Source organism: Janthinobacterium sp. GW822-FHT07H11, from assembly GCF_058798615.1.
This window is the reverse complement of sequence record NZ_CM179507.1, coordinates 5,436,937-5,450,252: the sequence shown is the minus strand read 5'-3', so window position 1 is coordinate 5,450,252 and position 13,316 is coordinate 5,436,937. Positions and strand designations below refer to the sequence as shown.

General features: G+C 62.3%; 15 protein-coding genes and 1 tRNA gene. 9 read left to right on the top strand and 7 right to left on the bottom strand.

The window, feature by feature from the left end:
* Window positions 1–6: 6 nt before the first annotated feature.
* The gene (locus tag AC3RCJ_RS24070) at window positions 7–570 is read right to left on the bottom strand and encodes a MarR family winged helix-turn-helix transcriptional regulator (protein WP_492963606.1); all 564 of its coding nucleotides are present in this window, start codon (window positions 568–570) and stop codon (window positions 7–9) included.
* Window positions 571–755: 185 nt separating this feature from the next.
* Between AC3RCJ_RS24070 and AC3RCJ_RS24065 the strand changes: the two genes are divergently transcribed.
* The 4 genes from AC3RCJ_RS24065 to AC3RCJ_RS24050 are packed head-to-tail and all read left to right on the top strand — an operon-like array spanning window position 756 to window position 3,521.
* A complete protein-coding gene (locus AC3RCJ_RS24065) occupies window positions 756–1,205 on the top strand; it encodes a VOC family protein (RefSeq protein ID WP_492963608.1) in 450 nt (149 codons plus the stop codon).
* Window positions 1,205–1,891, top strand: coding sequence for a flavin reductase family protein (locus tag AC3RCJ_RS24060; protein ID WP_492963610.1), 687 nt, complete (start codon window positions 1,205–1,207; stop codon window positions 1,889–1,891). Before AC3RCJ_RS24065 ends, AC3RCJ_RS24060 begins: the two co-directional genes overlap by 1 nt.
* Window positions 1,892–1,905: 14 nt before the next feature.
* The gene (hpaH, locus tag AC3RCJ_RS24055; protein ID WP_492963612.1) at window positions 1,906–2,709 is read left to right on the top strand and encodes a 2-oxo-hept-4-ene-1,7-dioate hydratase; all 804 of its coding nucleotides are present in this window, start codon (window positions 1,906–1,908) and stop codon (window positions 2,707–2,709) included.
* Between the two features lie 5 nt (window positions 2,710–2,714).
* Window positions 2,715–3,521: an aldolase/citrate lyase family protein gene (locus AC3RCJ_RS24050; RefSeq protein ID WP_492963683.1), complete on the top strand. Its 807-nt coding sequence runs from the start codon at window positions 2,715–2,717 to the stop codon at window positions 3,519–3,521.
* 71 nt (window positions 3,522–3,592) lie between these two features.
* Here the strand turns inward: AC3RCJ_RS24050 and AC3RCJ_RS24045 are convergent.
* The 4 genes from AC3RCJ_RS24045 to AC3RCJ_RS24030 form a co-directional block, all read right to left on the bottom strand.
* Window positions 3,593–3,668 (bottom strand) — tRNA-Lys (locus AC3RCJ_RS24045).
* Between the two features lie 69 nt (window positions 3,669–3,737).
* Complete coding sequence (locus AC3RCJ_RS24040) at window positions 3,738–5,504, bottom strand: GspE/PulE family protein (protein ID WP_492963614.1); 1,767 nt, start codon at window positions 5,502–5,504, stop codon at window positions 3,738–3,740.
* A 47-nt stretch (window positions 5,505–5,551) separates the two neighbouring features.
* On the bottom strand, window positions 5,552–6,340 hold the full coding sequence (locus AC3RCJ_RS24035) for a class I SAM-dependent methyltransferase (protein WP_492963616.1): 789 nt from the start codon (window positions 6,338–6,340) through the stop codon (window positions 5,552–5,554).
* Between the two features lie 97 nt (window positions 6,341–6,437).
* On the bottom strand, window positions 6,438–6,950 hold the full coding sequence (locus AC3RCJ_RS24030) for a glycine zipper 2TM domain-containing protein (RefSeq protein ID WP_492963618.1): 513 nt from the start codon (window positions 6,948–6,950) through the stop codon (window positions 6,438–6,440).
* Between the two features lie 401 nt (window positions 6,951–7,351).
* Here AC3RCJ_RS24030 and AC3RCJ_RS24025 point away from each other — a divergent pair, with 401 nt between their 5' ends.
* The 5 genes from AC3RCJ_RS24025 to AC3RCJ_RS24005 all read left to right on the top strand — a co-directional run bounded on the left by AC3RCJ_RS24025 (window position 7,352) and on the right by AC3RCJ_RS24005 (window position 12,679).
* Complete coding sequence (locus AC3RCJ_RS24025; protein ID WP_492963620.1) at window positions 7,352–7,750, top strand: barstar family protein; 399 nt, start codon at window positions 7,352–7,354, stop codon at window positions 7,748–7,750.
* Between the two features lie 156 nt (window positions 7,751–7,906).
* Window positions 7,907–8,515 carry a phosphoribosylglycinamide formyltransferase gene (purN, locus tag AC3RCJ_RS24020; RefSeq protein ID WP_492963622.1) on the top strand — a complete coding sequence of 203 codons (609 nt, stop codon included), beginning with the start codon at window positions 7,907–7,909 and terminating at the stop codon, window positions 8,513–8,515.
* Between the two features lie 21 nt (window positions 8,516–8,536).
* Window positions 8,537–9,856: an RsmB/NOP family class I SAM-dependent RNA methyltransferase gene (locus tag AC3RCJ_RS24015; protein WP_492963624.1), complete on the top strand. Its 1,320-nt coding sequence runs from the start codon at window positions 8,537–8,539 to the stop codon at window positions 9,854–9,856.
* Between the two features lie 122 nt (window positions 9,857–9,978).
* Window positions 9,979–11,337 (top strand): mechanosensitive ion channel family protein, encoded by a 1,359-nt coding sequence (locus AC3RCJ_RS24010; RefSeq protein ID WP_492963626.1) that lies wholly within the window; start codon window positions 9,979–9,981, stop codon window positions 11,335–11,337.
* A 133-nt stretch (window positions 11,338–11,470) separates the two neighbouring features.
* Window positions 11,471–12,679 (top strand): DesA family fatty acid desaturase, encoded by a 1,209-nt coding sequence (locus AC3RCJ_RS24005; protein ID WP_492963628.1) that lies wholly within the window; start codon window positions 11,471–11,473, stop codon window positions 12,677–12,679.
* Between the two features lie 140 nt (window positions 12,680–12,819).
* Here the strand turns inward: AC3RCJ_RS24005 and rpmG are convergent, their stop codons facing one another.
* Window positions 12,820–12,987: a 50S ribosomal protein L33 gene (gene rpmG, locus AC3RCJ_RS24000; RefSeq protein WP_010400929.1), complete on the bottom strand. Its 168-nt coding sequence runs from the start codon at window positions 12,985–12,987 to the stop codon at window positions 12,820–12,822.
* A gap of 22 nt (window positions 12,988–13,009) precedes the next feature.
* Window positions 13,010–13,246, bottom strand: coding sequence for a 50S ribosomal protein L28 (gene rpmB, locus AC3RCJ_RS23995; protein WP_010400928.1), 237 nt, complete (start codon window positions 13,244–13,246; stop codon window positions 13,010–13,012).
* Between the last annotated feature and the right edge of the window lie 70 nt (window positions 13,247–13,316).

Below are 13,316 nucleotides of genomic sequence, written 5' to 3'. Positions count from 1 at the left end.
CCGCGTTTATTTTTTCTGTTTGTGGTGCAGCCAGATCTTGGCCAGCGCGCGGTGCAGCGCCTCGCGTTCCGCTTCGCTGAGCGGTGCGACGATGTCGGCGCAGGCGTGCCAGAAGTCCGGCATGGCGCCATGCAGCAGCGCGCGGCCTTGCGGCGTGAGCTCCAGACGCAGGCTGCGCCGGTCTTCTTCGCGTGCCTTGCGCGCCAGTAGTCCGCGCTGTTCCAGCCAGTTGATCAAGCCTGTCACGCTGGAGCGGGTCACGCCGAAGTAGGTGGAGATGAAGGACGGCGTCAGGGCCTCGACTTCGAGCAGGCCGCGCTCGGCCAGGTCGAACAGCATCAGGATATCGAGTTTGCTTTCCGATACGCCGTGTGCCGCCAGGCCGTCATTCACAGCGGCGTTGATGTCGTCGCCAAGCCACAGCATCAGCATGCCGGTGGCCGCCATCTTGCGGTCGGTGCCGCACCGCGCGGTCTCTTTCATCAGCTCCAGGTGGGGTGCCAGCGCCTGCTCGGCGCTGCGCGCCGCTGTCGGCGGGATCGATTCGGTATTGCGGGGACGTGCGGTCATGGCGGTATGGGGCAGGGAAGGATGGACGATTATAGATCGTCCGCCAGCGATGGCGAGGGCATTTCAATATACTACGCCTGACGTATCATATTGACTTAGTACGTCAGGCGTACTATATTTGAAAAGAGCGTTTATAACAGAGCGTCCGGCGCGGCCGGTTTTTCAATGATGAATGAGGAGACAAGATGGGTATCAAGGTATTGGAGTTGCACCATGTCGGCTTTGGTGTCAGCAATGCGCAGGCCGAGCAGATGCTGGCGTTTTATCATGGCTTGCTGGCGTTGCCACAGGACCAGACGCGTTGGCATATCCCCGGCATCCAGGGCTACTGGATCAACCTGCCCAACGGCACGCAGCTGCACATATTGGGCAGCGACGGCCCGTCGCCGTATGCCAAGGGGCCTGGTCTGGATCCGGTCAATAACCATATTGCCGTGGGCGTGGAAGACGTGCTGGCGGCGGAAGCCGAATTGCAGCGCCGCGGCATCGCCTATTTCACGCTCGACAACGTCGCATCGCCCAGCCTGAAGCAGTTGTTCATTCATGACCCGGCCGGCAACATGGTCGAGCTGCACCAGAAAAATGCGCGCCGCCCCGGCATCTCCAGGCCGGCGCCGGCGCCCGTGGATCTCTGATGTATTTCGATCTCGACACGCTCGATGGGGCCGGCCGCAACAAGCTGCTGCACGCCACCATCATTCCGCGGCCTATCGCCTGGGTCACCTCGCTCGGCGAGCACGGCGCCGTCAACGTGGCACCGTTCTCGTTTTTCAACCTGATGTCGGGCGATCCGCCGCTGTTGTGCCTGTGCATCGGCGCGCGCAACGGCAAGCCCAAGGACACGGCGGCGAATATCGCCGCGCGCGGCGAGTTCGTCGTCAACTTGGTGTCGCGCCCGCTGGCCCGGCGCATGAACGTGACGGCCATCGATTTCGACGCAGATGTGGATGAATCGCTGGAAGCCCAGCTGGCGCTGGCGCCCAGCCGCCAGGTGGCCGTGCCGCGTCTGGCGGACAGTCCGGCCTCGTTCGAATGCCGCACGCGCCAGCTGATCGACATCGATGCCCGGCGCACCCTGGTGCTGGCCGATATTGCCGGCATGCACGTGATGGACGCCGCCGTCAGCGACAGCGCGCGCCTGTACATCGATCCCGCGCCCATGCAGCTGATCGCGCGCCTGCACAACCCGGGCTGGTACTGCGGCATCGGCGAGGCGTTCCAGATGCCCACGCCGACGCCGGAGCGCTGGCGCCAGATGCAGGCCGCCGGCGAGGCGCACGACTACCTGGCCGGTGTTCCCGGCCAGCAATCGCAGTCATAACGAAAGGAAACCACATGCTGGAACCTGCATTGATCGAGCAACTGGCTCACCGCCTGTACGAGGCGGAACGCAGCAGACAACAAATACGCCAGATCTCGCTGGAGCATCCGCAGATCGACATTGCCGACGCCTACCGCATCCAGCGCCGCTGGATGGACATGAAGCTGGCGGACGGGCGCACCCTGATGGGCCACAAGATCGGCCTGACGTCGCGCGCCATGCAGATGGCGTCACAAATCGAGGAGCCCGACTTCGGCGCGCTGCTCGACGATATGTTCTGGGACGATGGTGCGGCCATTCCCGTCGAGCGCTTCATCGTGCCGCGCGTGGAGGTGGAGCTGGCCTTCATCCTGGGCAAGCGCCTGCAGGGGCCGCATGTGACCCTGTTCGACGTGCTCGACGCCGTGCGCTACGTGGTGCCGGCGCTGGAAATCATCGATGCCCGCTCCGAGCAGGTCGACAGTGCCAGCGGCAGGCCGCGCAAGGTCTTCGACACCATCGCCGACAATGCCGCCAACGCCGGCGTGGTGATGGGCGGGCGCCCCGTGCGCGCCGATGCGCTGGACCTGCGCTGGGTGGGCGCCATTTTATCGCGCAACGCCGTCATCGAAGAGACGGGCCTGGCTGCCGGCGTGCTGAATCACCCGGCCAATGGCGTCGTGTGGCTGGCCAACCGTCTGGCGGCCCATGGCGTGGCGCTGGAGGCGGGCCAGGTCATTCTCGGCGGCTCGTTTACGCGTCCCGTGTATGCGCGGCGCGGCGATGCCTTCCATGCCGATTACGGCCAGCTGGGCAGCGTCGCCTGCAGTTTCGCATGAGCGGCATTGACCTGGCGCAAAATGGCTTCAAGCTGGCCCTGCGCGAGGGGCGGCTGCAAACGGGCTTATGGCTGGGCCTGGCCAATGCCTACACTGCCGACTTGCTGGGCGGCAGCGGTTTCGATTGGTTGCTGATCGACAGCGAGCATGCGCCGAATACCGTCGACGTCATCCTGGCGCAACTGCAGGCGCTGGCCGGGCATGCCGCGCACGCCGTGGTGCGCAGCGGTTCCGACGATCCCGTGGAGCTCAAGCGCCTGCTCGACATCGGTGCCACAAGCGTGCTTATTCCCATGATCGACAGTGGCGGGCAGGCGGCGCGGGCCGTCGCCGCCTGCCGCTATCCGCCGCAGGGACGGCGTGGCGTGGGCGCGGCCCTGGCGCGCGCATCGGGCTGGAACCGGCAGCACGACTACCTGGCGCGGGCGAACGATGGCGTGTGCGTGCTGTTGCAGGTGGAGAGCCGCGCCGGCCTCGCCGCGCTGGACGATATTTGCCGTACGGATGGCGTCGACGGCGTCTTCATCGGCCCGGCGGACTTGGCGGCCGACATGGGCCACCTGGGCAATCCCCTGCATCCCGAGGTGCAGCTGGCCATCGGGACGGCCATCGCGACCATCGCCGCGCATGGCAAGGCGCCCGGCATCCTGATGGGGGCCGAGGCACTGGCGCGGCGCTACGTGGAGCTGGGGGCGCTGTTCGTCGCTGTCGGTACGGACGTGTCGCTGCTGGTGCAGGGCGCGCAGGCGCTGGCGGCGCGCTACCGCGCCGTGCCCGCCACCCCGTTGCCGCGCGAGGGGCAGGTGTATTAGGCGGCAGTATTGCGAGGTGTAAACGAAAAAAGCCCCTCCGTGTGGAGGGGCTTTTTAGTACTGCGCATTCGTGGTAGGCCGTGCGGGATTCGAACCTGCGACCAACGGATTAAAAGTCCGCTGCTCTACCAGCTGAGCTAACGACCCGAAAGAGGCCGCATTATATATCAGTTGAAATGGAATGCAAAGTATTCCTGTGAGAAAGTGTGAACTATGTCAAGGCAGGGCCGCCGTGATCTTCAGCACTTCCTCGATGCTGGTGACGCCATCGATGATCTTGCGCGCAGCGGCCAGGCGCAGCGGGGTCATGCCGTCGGCAATGCTCTGCTGGCGCAGCGCGTGGAGGTCGGCGCCCGCCTTGATCAGCTGGCTGAAGCGTGCCGTCACGTGCAGCAGTTCATAGATGCCGGCGCGGCCCCGGTAGCCGCTTTGCCGGCACTGGGCGCAACCGGCGGGACGGTAGCTGGCGTCGGGGCGCGCGAGCTGGCCGCCGGCCAGGCTCTGCCATGGCGCCTCGCCTGGCGCGCCATCGAGGCGCTTGCACTCGGGACACAGGCAGCGCAGCAGGCGCTGTGCCAGCACGCCGGCCAGGCTCGCTTCGAGCAAATAGGCGGGCACGCCCAGTTCCAGCAGGCGCGTGACGGCCGACGGCGCATCGTTGGTGTGCAGGGTCGACAGCACCAGGTGGCCTGTCAGCGCCGCCTGGATGGCCATCTCGGCCGTGGCCAGGTCGCGGATTTCGCCGACCATGATGATGTCGGGGTCTTGCCGCATCAGCGCGCGCAGGCCATCGGCAAACGACAGCTCGGCCTGCACCTGCATCTGGTTGAAGGCCGGCTCCACCATCTCGATCGGGTCTTCCACCGTGCATACGTTGACGCTGCTGCCGGCCAGCGCCTTCAGGGTGCTGTACAGGGTGGTGGTCTTGCCCGAACCGGTCGGCCCCGTGACCAGCACGATGCCGTGCGTGCGTGCCGTCAGCGCTTGCCAGCGCTGCGCGTCGACAGGCGGAAAACCCAGCTCGAACAGGCTCTTGATGGCGATCTCGGGGTCGAAGATGCGCATGACGAGCTTTTCGCCGAAGGCCGTCGGCAAGGTCGACAGGCGCAGTTCGATTTCCTGGCCCTGCGCATTGCGCGTCTTGATGCGGCCATCCTGCGGGCGGCGCTTTTCCACCACGTCCATGCGTCCCAGCAGCTTGATGCGCGCCGTCATGGCCAGCATGACCACGGGCGGTACTTGATATGCCTGGTGCAGCACGCCGTCGATGCGCAGGCGCACCAGGCCCGCCTCGCGTTTCGGCTCCAGGTGGATGTCGGACGCGCGCTGCGCGAATGCGTATTGCCACAGCCAGTCGACGATGCGCACCACGTGCTGGTCGTTGGCATCGAGGCTGCTCTTGTGGCGGCCCAGTTCCACCAGTTGCTCGAAGTTCTGGCGCAGCGCCAGGTCTTGCGTGGACGCCAGTCTTGCCACCTTGACGGAACCTGCCAGGCTGAAAAACTGCGCGATGTAGTCGGCGATATGCAGCGGATTGGCGATGACCAGGCTCAGCTTGCGCGGCGCCACGCTGCCCAGTTCCGCCTGCCAATCCAGCGCATACGGCTGCGCCGTGGCGATGACGATGCGCTCGGGCGTGCGTTCCACGGGCAGGATGTTGAAGCGCGCCGCATAGCCGGCCGTCATGACGTCGGCCACCTGGCTGAAGTCGATGCCCAGGGGATCGATGCGCAGATAAGGCAGCCCCGTGCGCCGCGCCAGCCATGCGCACAGGGCGTCAAGCGTGAGCTGCGGCGTGGCCGAACGCGGCAGGCAGTCGGCCACGCTGCAGAGCGGATGGATGGGAGCGCTGTGCTGCCGGGCGGCGTGGGCGCGCGCGGCGGCCGCCTGCGTGCTGTCGAGCAGGCCGTCGTCTTGCAGCCAGGCTAGCAGCTGCGGCAAGTCCAGCATGGCCTTGGTGGTGCAGGGGAGCGGGGAAGACATGGCCGGCGCCTTTCATGGCTGCCGGCCGCAATGGCGATGCCGGCGGTTTACAGGGTGCTCTGGATGCCCTTGAGCCAGCTCTTGGCGGGCAACTTGGTGTCGGCGACGATCTGTTTGGCCCGTTCCAGCAAGGCCGCTTGCGCTTCGGCATCGAGCGCCACCTTGCGCTTGAAGGCGATCGCCACCACGTTCCCATCATGGACTTCAGGCAGGCAGATCACCTGTTCAAACGCAAATTTCATCGCCTTGATGTTCTTTGCATAGCTGGGATGGTCGCCAAACAGGTTCACCGTCATGATGCCGTGCGGTGCCAGGCAGGCGCAGCAGGCGCTGTAAAAGTCGGCGCTGTCGAGCACGGGGCCGCGCGCGGTGGCGTCATACAGGTCCACCTGCAGGGCATCGAGGGTGCCGTGCTTGGCGTCGTCGTTGACGTAGTCGAGCGCGTCCATCTCGCGCACGTGCAGGCGTTCGTCGTTCGGCGGCAGCTTGAACATCGAGGCGCAGATGGTGATGACGGATGGATTGAGTTCGATCGCCTCGACCTGCGCCTGCGGGAACTGGCGATAGCAGAACTTGGTCAGCGCGGCCGTGCCCAGGCCCAGCTGGGCGAGGCGCTGCGGTTGCTCGATCCACAACATCCACGCCATCATCTGCTGCGCGTATTCGAGCTCCGGCCAGTCCGGCTTGCGGATGCGCATGGCGCCCTGCACCCATTCCGTGCCGAAATGCAGATAGCGCACGCCATCCATCTCCGACAGGGTGACTGGGGCGTAGCGGGGCTTGCGCGCGGGGCGCGAGGATTCGACTTGTTCGATGGATTTTCGTTTGATAAGCATAAGGCGGCCTGAAAGTGTGCCGCATTATAGCCCGTGCCGGAGCGCCATAAAAAATGCCAGCCGCTGGGGCTGGCATGGTAGGGGCCGGTTGCGGCGCTTACTGCTGAGCGGGCTCGATCGAGACGCGCAGACGGATGCGTTCGCCCGGATCGTAGGACATGATGCTCGTGTAGTTGCGGCCGCGATAGTCGTAGGTGACCTGGTAGCCGTTGTTGCGGCTTTCCCAGTGGTCGACCTGGCGGCATTGCTTGACGGCCTGCTCCTGCACGCCGCCCTGGTAGTTGTTCTGGTTGTCGACACGGTCGCCGACGACGGCACCGGCAATCGCGCCGGCCGCGGCGGCGGCCGTGCGGCCATTGCCGCCACCTACCTGGCTACCGAGCAGGGCGCCGGCGATGCCGCCGACGATGGAGCCGCCCGCGCTGCGCTGTTGCGGCGGGGCCTGCACCTGGACGTATTCCGTGCGGCATTCCTGGCGCGGGCGGTTGATCTGTTCTACTTGCGGCACGACGCGCACGACTTTGCCGAAATCTTCAAAGTCCGCTGCCTGGGCAAGTGGCAATGCACCGATACAAAGGGCTGACATCATCAATTTGGCTGGGAAGTTCATTTGTTACCTCGTTATGTAGAGAATCTTTCAGGGTATTTTTTGCAACTTGAAGCTATAGTAATCCGCCTTGGCCCCGGCTTGTCGTCGGCCTGGCAACAAAATGTAACAGCCAGGGGGTCTCGCCCCGGAGTCTGTAACATGCGCTTTCATTCGATACAAGATGTTGAAGTGACTTGAAACTGGTGGTTTGTAACAAATCTTGCGTTTGACATCATATTCGGGTTGATTCATGCAGGACAACACGTTACCCTAATACGCGTATGGCTTAGATAAAATCGCACTGAATCGCATAAAAGATGATACAGATCGAATCGCCGCGTGCGCATTGACCCGCGTGCGGGGATGCAATAAGAAGAGCTGCCAGAACAGATCCATACATAACAGGTCGATTTGAGGGAAAAATGAGTTTGTTACTAACCGTGCCGCCCAACCTTGTCCAGTCCATCCGTGCCTTTCGCGTGACCGAGTTACAAGACGAGGCGATCCGTCTCGGGCAGCACTTTTTATATGCGCATTGCAATGCGGGACAGACCAAGCAACAAGTCATCGGCATTATTGCGGAAGCCTTCCTGTTTCCGAAAAGTCTCTCCAAGAATTTCGATGCATTGCGCCTCTGCCTGACAGAGACCATGTACAAGGCGGGACCGCAGACAGGTTTTCTGGTGGTGCTCGAGCAATTGCCAAATACGCAAAAATTTGACAAGGAAGCACGCGAGATCCTGCTCGACGTGTTCCGCGATGCGGCCGACTACTGGGCTGAAAAGAAAGTCCCGTTCCGCGTCTTCTATTCGTTCGAGTAGGCGCTCACTCTCGCCGCGCTCGCCTGTAGCGGGCCTGGCGGCGCCATGACAGGCATTTTTTTCTGACGCTAACGGCGATAGGCGAGGTATGTTGCGCCGCAACAATAATACCGGCCTTTCTAGATTCGCACCGCCATAGCGGGTACAATGCGCGCTATGAAAAATATCGTTATCCTCATTTCCGGACGCGGCAGCAACATGGAAGCGGTCGTGCGCGCGGCGCAAGCCGAGCAATGGCCTGCCCGTATTGCCGCCGTCATCAGTAACCGGGCCGATGCCCAGGGACTGGTTTTTGCCGCGGAACACGGGATAGCGACGGCAGTCGTTGCCAACAAGGATTATGCCAGCCGCGAACAGTTCGATGCGGCGCTGCAAGCCGTGATCGACGGCTACACCCCCGACCTGGTCGTGCTGGCCGGTTTCATGCGCATCCTCACGCCGCCCTTCGTCGAGCATTACGCGGGGCGCATGCTCAATATCCACCCGTCGCTGCTGCCGCTGTTCCCGGGCATGGCGACGCACCGCCAGGCGCTCAAGGCTGGCGTGACGGAACATGGCGCGACCGTGCATTTCGTGACTGCCGAGCTTGACCATGGCCCGGCCGTGGCGAGCGCGACCGTCCCCGTCTTGCCGGGCGACACAGAAGACAGCTTATCGGCGCGCGTGCTGGTACAGGAACATCTGCTTTACCCGCGCGCCATCCGCCTGTTCATTGACGATAAACTGTCGCTCGAGCATGGCCAGGTCCGCGTGGACCCTCAATAAAATATTACAGGAAAAATAACAATGAGATTGCCACCAGCGATACTTGCCAATGCTGAAGAAGTATTGCGCGAAATTTTACGTTTCACGGCCCCGGCCGACACCACCCTGTCGCGCTATTTCCGCGACCATCCGCGCCTCGGTTCGCGCGAGCGCGGCGCCATCGCCGAAGGCATTTATGCCGTGCTGCGCAACAAATCGTTCTTCACGGACTTCGCTGAAGCGGGCAATGGCCCCACCATGCGCCGCCTGACCATCCTCGGCCTGGCCGAAGCGATGGGCGCCGATTCGCTGGGCGGCCTGACGGAAGAAGAAGTGGAGTGGCTGGAGCGCATCAAGCAGATCGACCGCAGCCTGATGCCTGCGAACATGCGCGCCAACATGCCGAAATGGCTGTTCGACAAGCTGATCGCCCAGTTCGGCGAAGCGGAAACCATGTTGCTGGCCGATGCGCTGAACGCGCCGGCGCCGCTGGACTTGCGCGTCAATTCGCTCAAGGCCACGCGTGACGACGTGATGCTGGCCCTGGCAGAAGCACCTATCCTGAGCACGCCAACGCCTTACGCGCCGCTGGGCTTGCGCGTGCTGAAAAAGCCGTCGCTGCAAAACATGCCCCTGTTCCAGAGCGGCGCCATCGAAGTGCAGGATGAAGGCAGCCAGATCCTGTCGCAGATCGTCGGCGCCAAGCGCGGCGAGATGGTGGTCGATTTCTGTGCCGGCGCGGGCGGCAAGACCTTGGCGCTGGGCGCCCTGATGCGCAACACGGGCCGCTTGTATGCGTTCGACGTGTCGGAAAAACGCCTGGCCAAGCTGAAACCCCGCATGGCCCGCAGCGGCCTGTCGAACGTGCATCCGGTGCAGATCGCGCATGAGCGCGATGCCAAGATCAAGCGCCTGGCCGGCAAGATCGACCGCGTGCTGGTCGACGCGCCGTGCAGCGGCCTGGGCACCCTGCGCCGCAATCCGGACGTGAAATGGCGCCAGCAACCGAATTCCATCGTCGAGCTGCAAGCCAAGCAGGCAGCCATCCTGGCCGGCGCGGCGCGCCTGGTCAAGGGCGGCGGCCGCCTGGTGTACGCCACCTGCAGCTTCCTGAACGAAGAAAACGACCAGATCGCCGAGCAGTTCCTGGCCGCGCATCCGGACTTTACCTTGGTGCCAATGAGCAAGGTACTGGCCGAGCAAAAGATCGAGCTGGAAATGGGCGACTACCTGAAGTTGCTGCCGCACCTGCACCAGACGGACGGTTTCTTTGCCGCCGTATTCGAACGCAAGGTCATGCCGAAAAAAGTCTACGCCGATGAAAAACCGGCCGACGACGTTGACGCTGAAGCAGCCGAGTAAGCCTGTCACGGGCCGCCGCCGCACCCTGCAGCGGCGGCCTTCAATGCCGCCAGCCCGCCTGGCGGCATGGGATCACTCCCCATCCGTACCACCTTCGCCCCACCTTCCGGACCGCATCCGCCATGAATGAAACCCCGCTGCTCAACCTGATCACCGACTTCGTCGACGATTTCCGTCAACCGGCCATCCTGTGGCAGGCGCTGGCCATCCTTGCCTGCCTGGCCCTGAGCTGGCTGCTGGTGCGGCAATTGCGCGTCTTCCTGCACAAGCGGGCGGAAGCGGCGACGACGCCGGCGAGTCCGGAAACCCTGCAGCGCACGGACAGTTTCATCCGCATCCTGACGCCCGTGCTGGCGGCCATGCTGCTGGGCATTGCCCAGCATTTCCTGGCCAAGTTCCAGACGGTCAACCTGCTCAATATCGCCATTCCGCTGTGCACCTCAATGGCGCTGGTGCGCTTCGGTTTTTATGTGCTGCGCCGCATTTTTGCCCGCCATGGCGAGATCAGTCCCACCATGCTGCTGCTGGAAAAAGTGTTTACCGTGGTGGTCTGGGCCGGCATGGCCCTGTACATCACGGGCCTGTGGCCGGATCTGCATGCCTTCCTGGAAAGCATCGTCGTGCCGCTGGGGCGCAACAAGGTGTCGGTGGCTGCCATCTTGCAAGCCGCTATTTCGGTGGCCGTGTTGCTGGTGCTGGCCATGTGGGCCGGCACCTCGCTCGACGAACGGCTGATGAAAATGCAGGGCCTGCACACTTCCTTGCGCGTGGTCGTCTCGCGCATGGGACGCGCCGTGCTGATCCTCGTTTCCGTCTTGGTCAGCCTGTCGCTGGTGGGCATCGACCTGACGGTGCTGTCCGTGTTTGGCGGCGCCTTCGGCGTGGCGCTGGGCTTTGGCCTGCAAAAGATCGCCGCGAACTTCGTCTCCGGCTTCATCATCCTGCTCGACCGCAGCCTGACCATCGGCGACATGATCACGGTGGGCCAATTCAGCGGCAAGGTGACGCAGATCAATACGCGCTATACTGTCTTACTGGGCGGCGATGGCGTTGAATCGATCGTGCCGAATGAAATGCTGATTTCCGGCGGCGTGCAGAACATGTCGCTGAGCAACCGCATGGTCTGGCTGTCAACGGCCGTGTCGGTCGGCTATGAAACCGACCTCGACGTTATCTTTCCCTTGCTGGAAGCGGCGACGGCCAAGGTGCCGCGTGTGTCGCAAAGCAATCCGCCCTCGGCGACCCTCGTGCGTTTTGGCGCCGACGGCCTCGATGTGCAGATCGGCTTCTGGATCGCGGACCCGGAAAACGGCACCGGCGGCGTGAAGTCGAATGTGAACCGCGCCATCTGGCGCACCTTGCAGGAACATAAGGTCACTGTACCGTTTCCGCAACGCGAATTGCGTATTGTTGCTACGCCTCCTGCACCGCTCGTCGGCGCGGCAGCCGGTGAGTCCGCGCCATCCGGCACCCAGCCTTAACCTCGCTGCCTGCCTCCGAATTTGCCTGATCGCACCCATTAGGGCGTACAATCACGCCTAAAATTAACTCTGCCGGACCTCCAGAGTCACTGGAGCGACCGTGCGCACGCCCTGTCCACTTGGAGTAGCAGTAATGACATTGAGTTCCGTTTTACACGACGTTTTGCAGTTCATGGCCACTGGTATTACCGATCTGTCCGCATGGCAAGTTTTCCTGTACACCATGGTGGTCACCCACATCACGATCGCCAGCGTCACGATCTACCTGCACCGCCACCAGGCCCACCGGGCGCTGGAATTGCACGCGATTCCCAGCCATTTCTTCCGTTTCTGGCTGTGGCTGACGACGGGCCAGGTCACCAAGGAATGGGCGGCCATCCACCGCAAGCACCACGCCAAGTGCGATACGGAAGAAGATCCGCACAGCCCCGTGACGCGCGGCATCAAGAAAGTCTTCTGGGAAGGCGCCGAGCTGTACCGCGCCGAATCGAAGAATCTGGAAACCATGGCCAAGTACGGCCATGGCACGCCGACGGACTGGATCGAGCGCAACCTGTACACCAAATACAGCTGGCTGGGCGTGGTGTCCTTGTTCGTCATCAATTTCATCCTGTTCGGCGTGATCGGCATTTCCGTGTGGGCCGTGCAAATGATGTGGATCCCCATCACGGCGGCCGGCATCATCAACGGCATCGGCCACTACTGGGGCTACCGCAACTACGATTGCGCCGACGCGGCCACCAATATCATTCCGTTCGGCATCCTGATCGGCGGCGAAGAGTTGCACAATAATCACCATACGTACGCGACGTCGGCCAAGCTGTCGTCGAAATGGTATGAAATCGATATCGGCTGGGCGTATATCCGCGCGCTGGAAATGCTGGGCCTGGCCAAGGTGAAAAAGCTGGCGCCGGAGCCGAAGTTCTCGCACGGCAAGCTGGAAGCGGACTTCGAGACCTTGCAGTCGGTCATCGCCAACCGCTATGACGTGATGGCCAAGTATGCGAAATCGATCAAGCATGCCTGGAAAGAAGAGCTGGAACACCTGAAGCACAAGGCCGAGCTGGAAAAGCGCTTCCTGAAGTCATCGCGCAAGCTGATGCAGCGCGAGCCGGGCAAGCTGGCCGATGCGCACCATGAACAGCTGTCGGAATTGTTCCAGCACAGCAAGGCGCTGGAAACCATGCACCACATGCGCGTGGAATTGGGCGCCATCTGGGAGCGTTCGCACTTTACGCGCGAGCAATTGCTGCAAAAGCTGCAAGACTGGTGCACGCGCGCCGAAGCGTCGGGCATCAAGTCGCTGCAAGACTTTTCACTGCGCCTGCGCAGCTATGCTTGATTAGCCTGCCGCACCATATCAAGGCCCTGGATTCCAGGGCCTTTTTTTCGCCCCGGCACAAGGGGCGGGAGGCCGGCGGAAAATCAGGGCGAAAAAAAACCGCTCAGCGGAGCGGCTCTTTTTACAGAACACAAGATCAATTACTTGATTTTGGTTTCTTTGTACGTGACGTGCTTGCGTGCTTTAGGATCGAATTTCATGATCTCCATTTTCGCAGGCGTCGTACGCTTGTTTTTGGTGGTCGTGTAGAAGTGACCCGTACCGGCGGTCGATTCTAACTTGATTTTGTCGCGGCCTGATTTTGCCATGATAGCTCCCTTATTCTGCTAATTAGACTTTTTCGCCACGAGCGCGCATATCGACCAATACGGCGTCGATGCCGACTTTATCGATGACGCGCAGACCGGCGTTGGACAAACGCAGGGAGACCCAGCGGTTTTCAGATTCAACAAAAATACGACGATTCTGCAAGTTAGGCAAAAAACGACGTTTGGTTTTGTTGTTTGCATGGGAAACATTGTTGCCGACCATCGGCTTCTTCCCAGTGACTTGGCAAACACGTGCCATGGCGCACTCCTTAAAGATATTCCAAATTGGAAAAACGAGAGTATATCCAAAATAAGCCGATTTATCAATG